Source organism: Brevibacillus thermoruber 423, assembly GCF_000454065.1.
GTDB classification, from domain to species: Bacteria; Bacillota; Bacilli; order Brevibacillales; family Brevibacillaceae; genus Brevibacillus; species Brevibacillus thermoruber.
Map to the genome: position 1 here is coordinate 367,728 of NZ_KE695653.1, position 15,865 is coordinate 383,592.

A 15,865-nucleotide genomic window follows, 5' to 3' on the forward strand; every position below is an offset into this window, starting at 1 on the left:
ACATTTATTGCTCTCGATTATAAGGCAACACTTCAAAAACTTGCCGCTACTTATGATACGCCTCTCCCCGGTTGATCCGATACGCCCGATACACCTGCTCCAGCAGGATCAACCGCACCAACTGATGCGGAAACGTCATCTTGGAAAACGACAGCAGCACGTCCGCCCGCTGCAGCACCTCCGGCGAGAGGCCCAGCGAGCCGCCGATGACAAACGCCACCTGGCTTTTGCCGTACGTGGCCAGGCGGTCCAGCTCGCTGGCCAGCTTCTCGGACGACCACATCTGCCCTTCGATGGCGAGTGCGATCACGTACTGGTCGGGTTTGAGCTGGGCGAGGATGCGCTCGCCCTCCCGGCGCTTCACCTGCTCCATCTCGGTGGGGCTCAGCTCTTCCGGCGCTTTTTCGTCGGCCACCTCCACCACCTGCAGCTTGCAGTAGGCGGAGAGGCGCTTGCTGTATTCGTCGATCCCTTCGCGCAGATATTTTTCTTTCAGTTTGCCCACGGCGACAATCGCAATCTGCACGTCCTACATTCCTTTCCCGCGGAGGAGCGCGATCTTGCCCTCGGCGCCGCACACCCGGCAGCGCTTGTCCAGCGTCTCGTCTTCCACGTCTTCGGCCCGATACGTGTCCGGCGCCGCCTCAAATTGATCCACGTACTCATCGATCTCCTGGTCGACGTGCTCCATGCAGGCAAACCGCACCGGGTGTTCCGGGTGCAGCTCCACCTCTTTTCCAGCGATGCGGATTGTTTGTGCGGTTGGCTGTTCGTTCGTGTTTCTGGTCTTCTGCTCCATGTGTTCTGCTCCTTTTCCTTTCTCGTTACCCGTCCTTATTCTACCCAAGTTCCAGGAAAGGTCAAATGACGCTGTCCCCGTTCCGGGAAAGCGCCCCCTCCATTTCCCGGGAAGGAGGCGGGCCGGCCGGATCGCCAGGCGGTGGGTGTCGTCCGGAAATACGCCCGCCTTCCCTACAGAATCGGCGACAGCAGCCGCGTCAGCGACTCTTTCAGCCGCACGACGATCGGCCGCTGCTCGTACGCCTCCATGGTCACTTCCGTACAGTCGGCCAGGTCCTGCCGAAAGATCTGCTCCAGTTGGGTGGCCAGATCCGTATCGAACAGAAAGGCATTCGTCTCAAAATTGATCTTGAAGCTGCGGATGTCCAGGTTGGCGCTGCCGACCGAGGCGATTTCGCCGTCGACGACCATCGTCTTGGCGTGCAGGAAGCCCTTGTCGTACCGGAAGCAGCGGACGCCGCTTTTCAACAGCTCGCCGATGTACGATTGCGACGCCCAGTAGACCAGTTTGTGGTCGGCGCGGCCGGGGATCATGACCCGGACGTCGACGCCGGACATGGCCGCCATCTTCAGGGCCGTCAGCAGGCTGTCGTCCGGGATCAGGTAGGGCGTCTGCACAAAGATGCGCTTTTTTGCCTTGTAGATCATTTTCAGATAGCCGTGCTTGATCTGCTGCTTCTCCGAATTGGGGCCGCTGGACACGATCTGGACGCCCACGCTGCCGGCCGCGACCGGCTCGGGGAAGTACCGCGGCAACTCCTCCATTCGCCGGGTGGCGGACAGGTTCCAATCGAGGAAAAAGCGGGCCTGCAGCATGGGAACGGCGCTGCCGGTCAGCTTCAGATGGGTGTCCCGCCAGTAGCCGAGCCGTTTGTGCAGTCCCAGATACTCGTCGCCGACGTTGAATCCGCCGATGAAGCCGGTCCTGCCGTCGATGACGGCGATCTTCCGGTGGTTGCGGAAGTTGACCCAGATGTTCACGTAGGGAATCCGCGACGGAAAGAACGCGGCCACCTGTCCGCCCTCCTTCACCAGCGGGCGGAAGAAGCGGGTGGACAGGTGGGACGAGCCGATCGCGTCGTACAGCAGTCGGACCTCCACCCCCTGCCGCGCCTTGTCGGCCAGGGCCCGGATGAGCCGTCCGCCCATGTCGTCATCGCGAAGGATGTAGGTCGTGATATGGATATGGTCACGCGCTTCGTCGATACTCTGAAACAGCGCGTCAAATAGGCTGCAGCCTTCGGTATACACCTCGACCGTGTTGTCCTGGGTAAGCAGCGCGGCGTCGCTGGCCACATTCATCAGGATCATGTCCCGATGATCGCGCATGGCCGGATCGCGAAAGCACAGCGTTCCGTTTTCAAGCTGCCGCATCTGCCGCTCCACCGCCTCCTGAAACCGGGAAAACTCGCCTTCGCGCAGCCTGTACAGCTTTCGCCGCGTCAATTTCTGTCCGAACAGCAGATAAAACACGAATCCCACGCCGGGCAAAAACAGCAGCACCATCAGCCACGCCCAGGTGGCGGCAATGTTGCGCCTCTCCATAAAAATGAGAATGGCCGCCAGCAGCAGGTTGGCAATCGTCAAGAGGGAAACGATTTGTTGAAACAGTTCCATATCCCATCCGTCCCTGTTGGCGCGGCGGTCCCGTCTGCGGCGCAGGGACCGGGCACAGGTGTCTCCTTCTCGATTCATGTTTCTTTCATTGTACACGATGTGCGGCGCTGCATGCACATGGTCACGAGGAGGCAGGCATCGGGCGGACGAACACGCAAAAAAGGGGTGCCGATCAGTTCGACACCCGTTAGAGGAGGAAGCGCATTTGGTTCAAAGAGACAGCCGCGTTGGCGGCCCGGTTGGGACCGCGTCACCGCTGCGGCGGATTGGTCAGAGTGGCGGTAGTTGTCTTCTGGAAGCCATCCCGGTAGTAGGTGATTTCGATCTTGTCACCCGGCTTCTTGTTCAGGGTCAGGTATTTGCGCAGTTGAGCGGCGTTGTTGATTTCCTTGCCGTCCAGCTTGACGATGACGTCGTACATACGCAGACCCGCTTGGCCGGCCGGGGAGAATTTCGGCACCTCGTCGCGAATGACGACGCCCGCTTTCACGCTGTCCGGCAGATTCAGCGTCTCTTTCCAGTGATAACGGGGAACGTTGGTCAAATCGTAAGGAATAATGCCCAGATACGGTCGTTTCAACTGGCCGTACTGCATCAGTTGGCCGACAATCGCCTTCACGTCGTTGATCGGGATGGCAAAGCCCAGCCCCTCAACGCCTTCCTTGGAAATCTTCAGCGTATTGATCCCGATTACCTGTCCGTAGATGTTGACCAGCGCGCCGCCGCTGTTCCCCGGGTTGATCGCCGCGTCCGTCTGCAGGACGTCCAGCTCCCAGTCATCCTGCCCGTCTTGATCCACGTCAATCGGCATGGAGCGCTGCAGCGAACTGATAATGCCCTGCGTAACGGTGCGGGAGAACTCCATGCCAAGCGGGTTGCCGATGGCGATCGCCGGTTCGCCCACTTTCAGCGTGCTCGAGTCGCCCAACTCCGCCACCTTCGTCACCTTGGAGCCGTCGATTTCCAGCACGGCCAGGTCGGTAAACGGGTCGTACCCCATCACTTTGGCGTCCACCTTGTCCCCGGACGGCAGGACGACCTCCACTTTTTCGGCACCGTCAATCACGTGGTTGTTGGTGATGATGTGCGCTTTGCCGTTTTTCTTTTCAAAGATAACCCCGGACCCTTCACCGCGCGTCACCGACTCCTGGTTGAACCAGTTGACTACCCGGCGGATGTTGATCACGCCGACGACCGCGTCTTCCACTTTTTCCACGGCTTCCACCGTCGCGGTATTGACTTCGACGGAGATCGGCTGGGCAAACAGTTTGGCGGCCGGATTGGTCATGGCATTGGCCGTGCCCGGTTCCACCATGGAGATGTATCCCGATTTGGAGAGGGTCGGCAGCATCAAGAGGACGACCATCCCGCCGATCACGGCCGAGGTGATCGACGTCATGATCAAGCGTCCGACACCCGGCTGCTTGCGCTTTTTCTGCTCCACATGCGCCATATCATCGTAAAAACCCATGGTTCTCGCTCTCCTTTCTCTACTTACCTAGCTTAGCGGCTTTTTTGCCTACGTATACATACGATTGCGACACTTTCAGTATACGACGTGTTTTCGGCAAAATCGCGTGAGAAATATGGAAAGGTTGTGGAAGAGCACCAGCAAACCGGCATAAACCGCAAGCGGCGCGGATATGCTGGAGGTAAGGCTTTCCGCGAAGGATTCGCAGAGATGCGAGAAAGGATTGATAGGCATGAAAGACGTAAAGGTCATCGCCAAGCTGGCCGACCTGCAGGAAGTGGGATACCAGAACGCGCTGCTGCTGCACGCGCTGGTGGAACTGCTGGAGGCCAAGGGCTTGCTGACGAAGGACGAGCTGATCGGCAGCATGCACGAGCTGGACGCCGAGCTGCACCACCGCATCCAACAGATTGCCGGTCTCTCCCCCGCCCCCTGTGAACCTCCTGTCACACCGCTCCAGCCTCGTTCCTGACCATGCGCGTCTACAGCACTTCCAATCTGGTCGGCCGGTCGGGGTAGGTCTCCCGCAGATGGACGTCGTCGCCCACTTTCAGTCCCCGCTCCTCCAGGACGCTTTTCACCGTGAGACGGGCCAGATCGATCATGTTGTTTTCCTTGCTCAGGTGGGCGAGGTAGACCCGCTCCGCACGGCCGCCCAAAAAGTCGCCCAGCGCCTCGCCGGCCGCTTCGTTGGAGAGATGGCCCACGTCGCTCAGAATCCGCTGCTTGATGCTCCACGGATACTGCGACATGCGCAGCATCTCCACATCGTGGTTCGCTTCAAAAATGTAGGCGTCCGCGTCGCGAATCGTCTGCTTGATCCGGTCGCTGACATAGCCAAGGTCAGTAGCGACGCTCAGTTTTTTCCGGCCGTGGTAAAAGCAAAACCCCATCGGTTCGGCGGCGTCGTGGGAAATGCCGAACGACTCGATCCCCAAATCCTCCAGTTCCTTCTTTTCGCCCACCTCAAAGAAGCGCTTTTGATCGTCCCGGATGGTGCCGATCTGTTTGTCCAGCTCGGCCCACGTCTTTTGGTTGGCATAAATGGGCAGATTGTAGCGGCGGGCCATCACGCCGATGCCTTTGATATGGTCCACATGCTCGTGGGTAACCAGAATGGCGTCCAGCTCCCCCGGATTGACCCCGATCTCCCGCAGGGCCGCCTCTGCCTGTTTTCCGGTAATGCCCACATCGATCAACACGGAAACACGGTCGGTCGCCACGTAGATGGCGTTGCCCGTGCTGCCGCTTGCCAAAACACTAAATCTCACCGCAATCCCTCTTCCTTCACACGTCACGTTGCAAAAAAACTGTCCGGTCTGAAAAACGTCGGCGATGGTCACGACACCGTCTGGAAGTCCTTCTCGCCCGGGCGTCGCCGCCGGTTGGACTGTCTTCCTCGTGCGGACGCCGACTCGCATTCCGGGCGGGCCTCACAGTTTGGACTGTCCTCCTCGTGCGGTCGCCGACCCGCGTTCCGGGCGGGCCTCACGGTCAGTTTGGACGGCCCTTACGGCTTGGATGTCACCAGCGGCCGTTCCAGCGCGCCGGTGAACGCGTTGACAAAATGCTGCTTGCCGTCGTGGATGACGCGCCACACCGGGGCCAGCACCTGGACGTCCGCATCGTACGAGCCGTAATATCCGAGACGGACGCTCTCGATCCGCTCGCCCGGCTGGATGATCCGCTTGTCCACCAGCGAGCGAATGGCCGTGTACGGCGAAATGACCTGCCGGGACGCCCCCTGGCTGCGAAGGTGCAGGTAGGTTTGCCGGTACCCGAGGACCGCGCCGTCCTCCAGGTAGATTTCCAGCGGGGCCACAAAGAGCGGCAGCTTCTTGTAGGTCTGCCAGTACAGCAGCCGTCCCTGGCTGGATTGATACAGATCGGCCGTGTATTGGTCGGCGTGCAGCATGCGCGGGCCGAGCTGGCGCAGCAGATCGCCCGGGGTGAACTGTCCACGAATCGGAAGCGGCGGGTCCAGCCGGGCGGCCAGCGCCATTTTTTCCATCGTCACCCGAATGCCGGGTATCTCCTGCAGGGTGATCGCATTGATGCCGGCGTACTCCGCGTTGAGGTAGGTCATCGCCGGCGTCTCCTGCGGCACCTCCGCTTCCAGCGAGATGTTTTGCTGATTCAGATACATCTCGATGTCCCACCTGTCCGCCTGCACCGCCTCCGGGCTCTGCCAATGGCTGAACCGGGTCACGTACACCTGGTAGCCGAGAAACAGATCGAGGAAGAGAAAGGCCCAGATCAAAATGGTCTTGGCTCTACTCCAATCCATGTGCCTGTCCTCCTCCCCGCTGCACCCGGGCGGGAATGTACAGATTGGCCCGATTGGCGATTTCCACGACCCAGACTGGCGTCAGTTCGACGTACTCGGGGGTCGTTCGGGTCTCGTACGCCAGGTACGCGTTGGTAATCTGTTCGGTATCCGCCAACTGTTTGTCGCGGATATACTGGTACAGCTCCGGTCCGGACATCACGATCCACTCGTGGTTGTCGATGTAGCGGTCCAGATCCAACAGCGAACGATCCATCGTCACCACCTGCCCCGCCTCCGAGGTGATACGGATCACGTCGATCGGATAACCGTCCTGGCTGACCAGCGGATAGGCGCCGACGTACTGCCGGAACGTGATCACGTCTTTTTCGTTGTAGCTCCTTTTGATTGTCTCGAAGTGAAAGTCGCCTGTCCACCCCACGTGTTTGTTGATAAACGAGACCGCCCCTTTGACCTTTTCCTCGTCCGTCAGTTCCTGCCCGCCCGGTTGAAAGGCAGGGTCGGTAAAGGTGATCGCCTGCTGTTCGGAGCGCAGCAGGATCGAGCGGCTGCCGTCGGTAAAAATCAGCGTTTTGTCCCGCTCCATGATTTGTCGGACCAGCGTCCGGTCGAGGAAGTAGGCGTCAATCAACTGGTCGTTGGTCAGCGTATGGTAGCTGTAGCGAAACGCCTGCATCCTCGTCTGGTTTTTGGGCAGATAGTACATGTCTCCGAGCGCATATCGCTGCTCCACCGTGGGCATGCTCCGCGGCGGCCCGACCACTTTCAGGATCTGTTCCGGCATGGCGTTGCCGGTCGGCAGGTAAGACTGGCGCAAATCCTTGGGACTGATCGACGTGCGCGCCCGCATCACCCGCTCTTCTTCCGTGGAAATGAACAGGGCGTACACGACGTCTTCCTCTTCCTCGTAATACAGCCACAAACGGTCGATGCTTTTCAGCCTGGCTTCGTTCTCATCGCGGATCGTCACCAAACGGCCCACGACAGACATGGGGACGCTGCTGCGAAAGCGAATCTCCACCCCCTGCTTTTCCCGGGCAATTGCCTCCCATTTGTCCGTGGTGAGCGGATACGGAGCGAAGTCGAGGAAGATCCACTTGGGCATTTCCACCTGAACGATGACGCGATACTGCCCGTCCGTCGCGTTCGCCTTCGTGTGCCGGTTCTGCCCGTAGTGGAAAATGACCGACTCCGGCGTCACCAGCTCTTCCAATTGTTTTTCCTGCACCGGCTTTGACTCCTTGTACTGGGCCGGCTCGATGAATTGAAACTTGGGCTGATTGCTCCACAACAGCGCGGTCAGACAAAAGCTGGTCAGCACCAGGAGGTTGAGCAGCACGGTTTTGGCGGGTTCCTTCCACTGCTTCATCCCGCCTTCCCCCCTTTGGCAAACGGCACCCAGAACGTCACCGTGGTTCCTTGGTTCAACTCGCTGGCAATCTCGATCTCGGCTCCATGCGCCTGCACCAGTTCGCGGGCGATGGCGAGGCCGAGGCCGGTTCCGCCCTGTCCGCGCGAACGCGCCTTGTCGACGCGGTAAAACCGCTCGAAAATCCGCTTCAAATCCCGGCTGGGAATGCCGATGCCGGTGTCGGCGATCGAGATGTACACCCGTTTTTGATGCCGGTTGGCGTGCGCCCGCAGCACCACCGAGCCGCCCGCGGGCGTATACTTGATCGCATTGGACAGCAGGTTGTCCAGCACCTGATTGATCGCGTCCTTGTCGATGTGGACGTCGGGCAGCGTTTCCTGGATGTCCAGGCTGAGCTGCACCCCCTGCTGCTCGCCGAACAGGGAAAAGCGGTCCGCCGCGTAGCGCAGCAGTTGGTTGGCATTCACGTCCTTGCAGTGCAGGCGGACGCCCTGCGAATCAAAGCGGGAAAGCTGAAGCAAATCGTTGACGAGCCGGATCATCCGCTCCGTCTCCGACATCGTGACCCGCAAGAAGCGGTTGGACAGCTCCGGCTCCTCGACCGCTCCGTCCAGCAGCGCTTCCACGTAGCTTTTGATCGTGGTCAGCGGCGTGCGCAGCTCGTGCGACACGTTGGCCACAAACTCCCGGCGCTGCTGCTCCAGCCGCTGCTGCTCGGTCACGTCCTGCAGCACGGCGATAATGCCGCCCTTTTTGCCGCTGTCATGCTGCAGCGGGGTAAACGTCACGCGCAGAATCAGCACATCCCGGTTGGGCAGCATCATCTCGATAAACAGCGGCTCTTCCTGGGCGTACAGCGGCATCTCCTCCTCCGGCGGCAGCCGCAGAAGGTCGTGCAGGGTAGACCCTTTTTGCACGCACTCGTTCATCGTCACCTGCAGCATCTCTTCCGCCGATCGGTTTAGCAGGATGATCTGGCCATCCCTGTTGGCCGCGATCACACCGTCGGACATGTTGCTGAGAATGCCGGCCAGCTTTTCGCGCTCTTCTTCCTGCTGCAGAATGGCCTCCTGCAGCCGCCGGGTCATGTGGTTAAAGGCCATGCCCAGCTGGCCGATTTCATCTTCACTGTACACACGTACGTTCCTGTTAAAATCTCCGTCCGCGACGGCTCGCGCCTGACGGGTCATCTCCTTGACCGGCGTGGTTATCGTCCGAGCCAGCACCACGCCCAGTCCGGCCGTCAAGAGCAGCGCGATCATCGTCCCCGAGGCGAGAATCCCGTTCATCTTGCGAATCGTCATGTACGTGCCTTCCATGGAAGCGACCATGTACACGGCCCCGTAGACGATGTTGTCTCCCTTGACCGGCAGCACCAGCACCTTTACCCGGTCTCCGGTCCGCGGGTCGATCCGCATCGACTCGCTGCGCGTTCCCAGGAGGGCGATCGTCACTTCCGGCTGGGACGTGCGCTGGCCGATGATGCGCTTGTCTTCCGTCGTGCTGATCACCGTGCCGTTGGAGTCGATGACCTGGACGTTGGCCCCGTTCAGCTTCACCAGGTTGTTGATCAGGTTGTCGATGCCCTGCCTGACCTCATCGGCACTCTGTTCCTTGGCGTCGCGCGGGCGCAGGTACCCCTCCAGATGGGTGGCCAGCAGGCTGGCCTGGGCGTTCAGCGTCTCCGAGAAGTTGTTGAGGTAGTAGCTTTCCACTTCCCGCGCAAAATAGGCACCGATAAACTGCATGGCCATCAAGATCAAGAGCATGTAGATGACGACCACTTTCCACTGGACCGTGGTAAACAGCCGGAGCGGTCTCATCCGGCCGTTCCTCCCAGACCCGGATTGCGCATGGTGTACCCCAGACCGCGGCGCGTAATGATGTACTTCGGCTGGCTGGGATCGTCCTCAATTTTTTCGCGCAGCCGGCGAATCGTCACGTCGACGGTGCGCACATCGCCAAAGTAGTCAAATCCCCATACCGACTGCAGCAGGTGCTCCCTCGTCAAGACCTGTCCCTGATGGCGAGCCAGGTATGCGAGCAGTTCAAACTCGCGATGCGTCAGGTCCAGCGGCTCTCCCGCCTTCTCCACCGTGTACGAATTCAGGTCGATCTCCAGCTCGTGCACGCGGATCTGGCGGATGTCCTGCTCCTCGTTTTTCGGTTTCTGCCGGCGCAGATGGGCCTTGACGCGGGCGACCAGTTCCCGCGCGCTGAACGGCTTGGTCACGTAATCGTCCGCCCCCAGCTCCAATCCCAACACCTTGTCCAGCTCCGAATCTTTGGCCGTGAGCATGATAATCGGCACGTCGCAAGTCTGCCGCACCACCCTGCAGACGTCCATCCCGTCCCGGCCGGGGAGCATCACATCCAAAAGGATCAGGTCCGGCTTTTCGTTCTGCACCTGTAACAGCGCTTCTTCGCCGTCATAGGCGCAGACCACCTGATAGCCTTCTTTTTCAAACGTAAACTTCAAAATATCGGCAATTGGCTTTTCATCGTCCACAACCAGGAGTTTTGCCATTCCGCTCCCCCCTTCTGTCTATTGGATTCCACTCGACCCCGGTTTTTTCCTCCACAAGCCCGCCTTGTAATACTTGTCATCCCCCTGCACGTACGCCCCTCGCGCAACAAGAAAAGGGCTCCTCCGTTTTCGGAGGAACGCCCTTTTTTTCGATGAATGTGCTAATTCAGGAAACGAAGCGGGTTCTGGACTCGTCCATTTTTTATCACCTCGAAATGGAGGTGAACCCCGGTGGAATCTCCGGTAGAGCCCATGATGCCGATCGGTGCGCCCTGTTCCACCACTTGGCCGACCTTTACATTGATGGAACGCAGGTGGCCGTAGCGGGTCTTCATCCCGTTTCCGTGGTCGATCAGAATGGATTTCCCGTAATCGCCATCCCATCCGGCGAACACGACACGGCCGTTGTCGGCCGCCCGGACCGTACCGGAACCGGCGATGTCGATGCCTTTGTGCAGTTTGCCCCAGCGCATGCCAAAGCCGCTGCTGATATAGCCTCTGGCCGGCCAGGCGAAACGGCCTGTCCCACGGGACGGTATCACCTTGGTGCCCCGTTCCACAATTTTGGCCACAGGCTGGACCAGCACCTGCTGGTTGAGCACCCTGCGGTCAACCACCTGTCCGTTCTCCTTGACCACCTGGTAGCTGACCAGCTTGCTGCCGTCGCGTCCTTCCTGAACGACTCTGGTTTCCCCTTTGGGCAGCTTGTCGTTGTTTTTGATCTGCGTGGTGTAGGGAATCGCCTCTTTTTGCGAGACCTCCTCCTTCACCTGGACCGTGACCAGGGGCCGGACGGCCGTCACGTTGATCTTTTGCCCCAACTGGAGCACGGTGTCTTCCGTAATCCCCGGGTTGTTGGCGTAAATGTCCTTGGAGGTGATGCCGTACTTCTGTGCGATGCAGCCGATGCAATCGCCCTGTACCACGGTATGGGTGACGGTTTTCAACGTGCCTCTGGACAGCAGTTCTTCCAGCTTGTCCACCGGCAGCACCTGCGCCGCCGCGACCGAGTCGCTTTCCAGCTTCACGTCTTCCTTGAACGTCACTTCCTTGACCTTTTCAGGCATCGCCGGCGGCATGGACGCGGCCGCCACCATCGCTTGTTTTCCCCTCACGGCGGGGATGCCGGAGAACTTTTCCTTCACCTTGGCCAGCGCTTCTTCAGCCGAACGGCGATCGGCGGCGTAGCCGATCACTTTGCCGTCGACGACCAGCTTGACGGCTTCCACCTTGATGCCGGCGAGATCCGACAGCTTTTCAATCGCGGCGGCATTGTCGTATGTGCCCTTGTAAACCTTCTCTTCCGTAAACGTTATGTAGTTGGAAAGCGTCAGGTTCAGGCCGTGCTTGTCCTTTTCCTCCGCCAGCTTTGCCTTGATCCAGTTGTTCACCACGTCCGGACTGTTCACCACGCCGATTTCCTGTCCGTTTACAAACACGTGATAGATCGGGATGACGCTGCTCGTATAGTAACTGTAGGCTGATACTCCAATTGTCGTTGTCAGTAGCAATCCTGCCGCTATGGATAGGGTTTGCTTTTTATGGGTGCGGAGATACGCGTTCATGCGTGCCGCCGCGCGCTTCGCCAGTTGGCTGCCGTTCTGGATGAAGCCGCTCATCCGCTCCTGCAGCTTGGCCTTCCATTCGGCCCATTGCATACCTTGTCCCTCCTGAAAACAGTACAGCTTTTCCAATTGCCGGTACTTGCTGAATATTTGAAAAATACCGTCCAGGTCAAAAAGCCTATTCTCTTGTTTCCAGTTGCCTGTCAAATTGCCTAAAGAAACCAACTATGTCGACTTTACCACAAAAATAACGACAACATCAAGTGTAAAATATTGTCGAATAAACGCTCCGACAAAAAGGCATCATATGGACACCAGAGCGGCAGTGCTCATGCAGAAATGTTGAGAGGAGCGGCACACGTGAAGGAACGCAACATTTTGGCCGGATTCAAGACCGAGGAAGCGGCTGTCCAGGCGGGCGACAAACTTCGCCAGGCCGGTTTCGACATCGTTCAGATCGACCGGATCGGTCAGTTTCCCGGCGATGGCGTGGAGAACATCCTCAACCCGATTACCGGAGAAATCCCCAGCCTGGCGAAGATGACCACAGCGGGCGATTTCCCCAGCGGCCGCGACGCCAGCATTCTGGCGGCGGCCAATCCGGATGCGAGCGGAATGGCCGACCGCGGCGACGACAATCTGGAAGCCAGCATCCTGCTCACCGCTGTCGTGCCGGAAGAACGAGGCGACGAAGCGACCGACATCATCCGCGCCTGCGGCGGCATGGTCTAGCCGCAAATCGCAAATGAAGCCACCTTCCCTCTCATCGGGGCAGGTGGCTGTATTTGGCATGTGCATCGGGACGTCACACCTCGACCATCGACGTAATGTCTTTCAACGCCAGACGGCGAATCGTCGTTTTCCCCGCATCCCGCTGCTTGTATGTGGTGATGAAGCAGAGATACCCGTTGTCAAAATGAGTCATGGTTCCTTTGATGACGCAGCCGTTGAACATTTTCACCTGAACGTTCTTGCCCAGGAGTTTCATTGCCTTTTGATCGAATCCCATCATCGCGACCACCTCATTTTCTTTCCTTGGTATGCCTTACCATATGCCCAGACAAAGTCGTTTTGTGTCTGTCCGGCGGAAAAAAATTTGCCCCACGCTTATCCTCCCCAGGCACAAACGCAGCCGACAGGGGCAGGGAAATGTACGGGCCTTCTTTCCGCCCGGGATGGGAGGGCCGGACCAGGACGTTTGGCCAAACAGGGCGGGAAACCACATCCTTCGCACTACGAAATCGGGCGTAGGAACATCGCAGGACATAGAAAAAAGCTGCCTGATATGGCAGCTTTTTTACGGAAAACCCGCCCGATACGCAAGGATTATCCGTAGATGCCGCGGACAACCACGGTCTGTTCGCGGTCCGGACCCACGGAGAAAATGGAGAGCGGAATGCCGGTGAGCTGGGTGATGCGCTCCACGTAGTGGCGGGCGTTCTCCGGCAGGTCGTTGAGACTGCGCACGCCGGTGATGTCTTCCTTCCACCCCGGCAGCTCTTCGTAAACCGGTTTGCATTTGGCCAGCATGTTCAGATTGGCCGGGAACGACTCGATGATTTGCCCGTTGTACTCGTACGCCGTGCAGATGCGCAGGGTGTCGATGCCGGTGAGCGTATCCAGCTTGGTCACGGCCAGGCCGGTGATCCCGCTGACGCGGCGGGCATGGCGGACCACCACGCTGTCAAACCAGCCGACGCGGCGCGGACGTCCGGTCGTCGTGCCGTACTCGTACCCCACTTCGCGAATGTGGTCGCCGGTGGCGTCGGTCAGTTCGGTCAGGAACGGGCCGTCACCGACGCGGGTGGTGTAGGCTTTGGCGACGCCGATCACCTGGTTGATCTTGGTCGGACCGACGCCGGAACCGATCGTGACCCCGCCGGCAATCGGGTTGGAGGAGGTGACGTACGGATAGGTGCCTTGATCGATGTCCAGGAGTACCCCCTGCGCTCCTTCAAACAGAACACGGTTGCCGCGGTCAATCGCGTCGTTCAGCACCACCGACGTGTCGGTGACGTACGGGCGGATGATCTCCGCATACCCCAGGTATTCTTCCAGCACTTCTTTCAGGTCAAAGCCGCTGGTGTTGTACATTTTCTCCAGCAGGCGGTTCTTCTCGGCCAAATTGCGCTCCAGCTTGCGCGCGAACTCGTCCTTGTCCAGGAGATCGGCGATGCGGATGCCGATCCGCGCCGCTTTGTCCATGTACGCCGGACCGATTCCCTTGCGCGTGGTGCCGATCTTGTTCTGGCCGCGGCTGTCTTCTTCCACGCTGTCCAGCTTGATGTGGTACGGCATGATGACGTGCGCGCGGTCGCTGATTTTCAGGTTTTTCGTGGAGAAACCGAAGCCGTGCAGGTATTCCAGCTCCGCCACCAGCGCCTTCGGATCGATCACCATCCCGTTGCCGATGACGCAGATTTTGTCTTTATAGAAAATCCCGGAAGGAATCAGATGCAGCTTATACTTGTTTCCGTCAAAAATAATCGTGTGCCCCGCATTGTTACCCCCCTGGTAACGGGCCACTACCTCTGCGCTTTCCGCCAGATAGTCCGTAATCTTCCCTTTTCCTTCATCGCCCCATTGGGTTCCGACGACAACGACCGTTGACATCGAAAAACACCTCCTGCTCTCATCATATCCTTATTGGGCCTGAAACACTCTAAGTGTACTAAACCATTTCATACCTGTCAACGAAAATACGAACGTTAGGAGTTTGGGTAGATTCTACGTTCGGTATTTTTATCTTATTCAGAAAAACCGCCGCTGATCCCCCATTTGCCGCCGGCGTCCGGATGCAGCAAAAAAGCCGGACGGTCGTCCGGCCTTGAGCCTGCCTGTGCCGCCTTCGCTGTCCGCGGTCCGATGCTCAACCCGCCATGTCGCGGAAGCGGTTGTCCAGGCTGACAAACTTGTTGTATTCCTTTAAAAACGCCAGCTCCACGGTTCCGGTCGGGCCGTTCCGCTGCTTGGCGATAATGACTTCGATCACGTTTTTGTTCTCGGTTTCCTTGTCGTAGTAGTCGTCCCGGTACAGGAACGCCACGATATCCGCGTCCTGCTCGATGGAGCCGGATTCGCGAATGTCCGACATCATCGGCCGCTTGTCCTGGCGCTGCTCCACGGAGCGGCTCAACTGGGAGAGCGCGATGATCGGCACGTTCAGCTCGCGGGCGATCCCTTTCAGCGTACGGGAGATTTCCGAAACCTCCTGCTGCCGGTTTTCTCCGCGCCCGCGTCCCTGAATGAGCTGCAGATAGTCGATCAGGATCAGCCCCAATCCCTTTTCCGCCTGCAGCCGCCGGCATTTGGCCCGTATGTCCTGCACCGTAATCCCCGGCGTATCGTCGATGTAGATGGGGGCTTTGGCCAGCGTCCCGATCGCCATCGTCAGCTTCTGCCAATCGTCCTCTTCCAGCCAGCCCGTCCGCATCCGGGACGCATCCAGGTTGCCTTCCGCGCAGATCATCCGCTGTACGAGCTGCGACGCCGCCATCTCCAGCGAAAAGATCGCCACGGTCTCTCCCGCCCGGGCCGCCACGTTTTGCGCCACATTCAGCGCAAACGCGGTTTTCCCCACGGACGGACGGGCGGCCAGGATGATCAGGTCGCTGCGCTGAAAGCCCGAGGTCATTTTGTCCAGGTCCGGGTAACCGGACGGAATGCCGGTCACGTCGCCCCGTCTCTGGCTGAGAAACTCGATCCGCTCGTAGGTTTCCAACAGCACGTCGCGAATCGGCGTAAAGCCCCCGCTGTTGCGGTTCTGGGCAATTTCCAGGATGTATCTCTCGGCGTCCGCGAGAATCTGCGTGACGTCGTCTTCGCGCGAATAACCGTCATTGGCAATTTTCGTCGCCGTGCGAATCAGCCGGCGCAGCAGCGACTTTTCCTCGACGATGCGGGCGTAGTACTCGATGTTGGCCGCCGTCGGCACGGATCTGGCGATTTCCGTCAGATAGGTGACGCCGCCCACTTCGTCCAGCAGCTTGTGGTCCTGCAGTTCCGCCGTTACCGTGACGAGGTCGACCGGTTCCCCTCTTTCGTAGAGGTCCTGCATCGTTTTAAAAATCCGCTGATGCGCCGTCTTGTAGAAATCTTCCGGTCGAAGAATCTCGATGGCCGTGATGAGAGCTTCCTTGGATAAGAACACGGCCCCCAGAACAGACTGCTCGGCTTCGTTGTTTTGCGGCGGCACACGGTCCAAAAACAGGTCGCTCACGTCACA

The 15,865-nt window shown here is 59.0% G+C and carries 15 protein-coding genes; 2 read left to right on the forward strand and 13 right to left on the reverse strand.

Annotated elements, in window-relative coordinates:
• Positions 1-46: 46 nt before the first annotated feature.
• From rlmH to M516_RS0119080, 4 genes are all read right to left on the reverse strand, one after another.
• The gene (rlmH, locus tag M516_RS0119065; protein ID WP_029100532.1) at positions 47-526 is read right to left on the reverse strand and encodes a 23S rRNA (pseudouridine(1915)-N(3))-methyltransferase RlmH; all 480 of its coding nucleotides are present in this window, start codon (positions 524-526) and stop codon (positions 47-49) included.
• 3 nt (positions 527-529) lie between these two features.
• A complete protein-coding gene (locus M516_RS0119070; RefSeq protein WP_051188303.1) occupies positions 530-799 on the reverse strand; it encodes a CxxH/CxxC protein in 270 nt (89 codons plus the stop codon).
• Positions 800-972: 173 nt separating this feature from the next.
• On the reverse strand, positions 973-2,418 hold the full coding sequence (cls, locus tag M516_RS0119075; protein WP_029100534.1) for a cardiolipin synthase: 1,446 nt from the start codon (positions 2,416-2,418) through the stop codon (positions 973-975).
• Positions 2,419-2,668: 250 nt separating this feature from the next.
• Entirely contained in the window at positions 2,669-3,889 is a 1,221-nt protein-coding gene (locus M516_RS0119080) for a S1C family serine protease (RefSeq protein WP_029100535.1), read from the reverse strand.
• A 232-nt stretch (positions 3,890-4,121) separates the two neighbouring features.
• On the opposite strand from M516_RS0119080, the gene M516_RS23965 reads away from it, so the two are divergent.
• Positions 4,122-4,361, forward strand: a complete 240-nt coding sequence (locus M516_RS23965) for a hypothetical protein (RefSeq protein WP_051188304.1) — start codon at positions 4,122-4,124, stop codon at positions 4,359-4,361.
• A 10-nt stretch (positions 4,362-4,371) separates the two neighbouring features.
• Here the strand turns inward: M516_RS23965 and M516_RS0119090 are convergent, their stop codons facing one another.
• The 6 genes from M516_RS0119090 to M516_RS0119115 all read right to left on the reverse strand — a co-directional run bounded on the left by M516_RS0119090 (position 4,372) and on the right by M516_RS0119115 (position 11,733).
• A complete protein-coding gene (locus M516_RS0119090; RefSeq protein ID WP_029100536.1) occupies positions 4,372-5,160 on the reverse strand; it encodes an MBL fold metallo-hydrolase in 789 nt (262 codons plus the stop codon).
• A gap of 239 nt (positions 5,161-5,399) precedes the next feature.
• Entirely contained in the window at positions 5,400-6,176 is a 777-nt protein-coding gene (locus M516_RS0119095; RefSeq protein ID WP_029100537.1) for a two-component system regulatory protein YycI, read from the reverse strand.
• The gene (locus M516_RS0119100) at positions 6,163-7,545 is read right to left on the reverse strand and encodes a YycH family regulatory protein (RefSeq protein ID WP_029100538.1); all 1,383 of its coding nucleotides are present in this window, start codon (positions 7,543-7,545) and stop codon (positions 6,163-6,165) included. The genes M516_RS0119095 and M516_RS0119100 overlap by 14 nt, the downstream gene beginning before the upstream one ends.
• Positions 7,542-9,371, reverse strand: coding sequence for a cell wall metabolism sensor histidine kinase WalK (walK, locus tag M516_RS0119105; protein ID WP_029100539.1), 1,830 nt, complete (start codon positions 9,369-9,371; stop codon positions 7,542-7,544). The genes M516_RS0119100 and walK overlap by 4 nt, the downstream gene beginning before the upstream one ends.
• Positions 9,368-10,075 (reverse strand): response regulator YycF, encoded by a 708-nt coding sequence (yycF, locus tag M516_RS0119110; protein WP_029100540.1) that lies wholly within the window; start codon positions 10,073-10,075, stop codon positions 9,368-9,370. Before yycF ends, walK begins: the two co-directional genes overlap by 4 nt.
• A gap of 161 nt (positions 10,076-10,236) precedes the next feature.
• Entirely contained in the window at positions 10,237-11,733 is a 1,497-nt protein-coding gene (locus tag M516_RS0119115) for a peptidoglycan DD-metalloendopeptidase family protein (protein WP_029100541.1), read from the reverse strand.
• 267 nt (positions 11,734-12,000) lie between these two features.
• On the opposite strand from M516_RS0119115, the gene M516_RS0119120 reads away from it, so the two are divergent.
• Complete coding sequence (locus M516_RS0119120) at positions 12,001-12,372, forward strand: hypothetical protein (protein ID WP_029100542.1); 372 nt, start codon at positions 12,001-12,003, stop codon at positions 12,370-12,372.
• A gap of 73 nt (positions 12,373-12,445) precedes the next feature.
• On the opposite strand, the gene M516_RS0119125 is transcribed toward M516_RS0119120, so the two are convergent.
• From M516_RS0119125 to dnaB, 3 genes are all read right to left on the reverse strand, one after another.
• The gene (locus M516_RS0119125; RefSeq protein ID WP_029100543.1) at positions 12,446-12,649 is read right to left on the reverse strand and encodes a hypothetical protein; all 204 of its coding nucleotides are present in this window, start codon (positions 12,647-12,649) and stop codon (positions 12,446-12,448) included.
• 317 nt (positions 12,650-12,966) lie between these two features.
• The gene (locus M516_RS0119130) at positions 12,967-14,253 is read right to left on the reverse strand and encodes an adenylosuccinate synthase (RefSeq protein ID WP_029100544.1); all 1,287 of its coding nucleotides are present in this window, start codon (positions 14,251-14,253) and stop codon (positions 12,967-12,969) included.
• Positions 14,254-14,509: 256 nt separating this feature from the next.
• The gene (dnaB, locus tag M516_RS0119135; protein WP_029100545.1) at positions 14,510-15,859 is read right to left on the reverse strand and encodes a replicative DNA helicase; all 1,350 of its coding nucleotides are present in this window, start codon (positions 15,857-15,859) and stop codon (positions 14,510-14,512) included.
• Between the last annotated feature and the right edge of the window lie 6 nt (positions 15,860-15,865).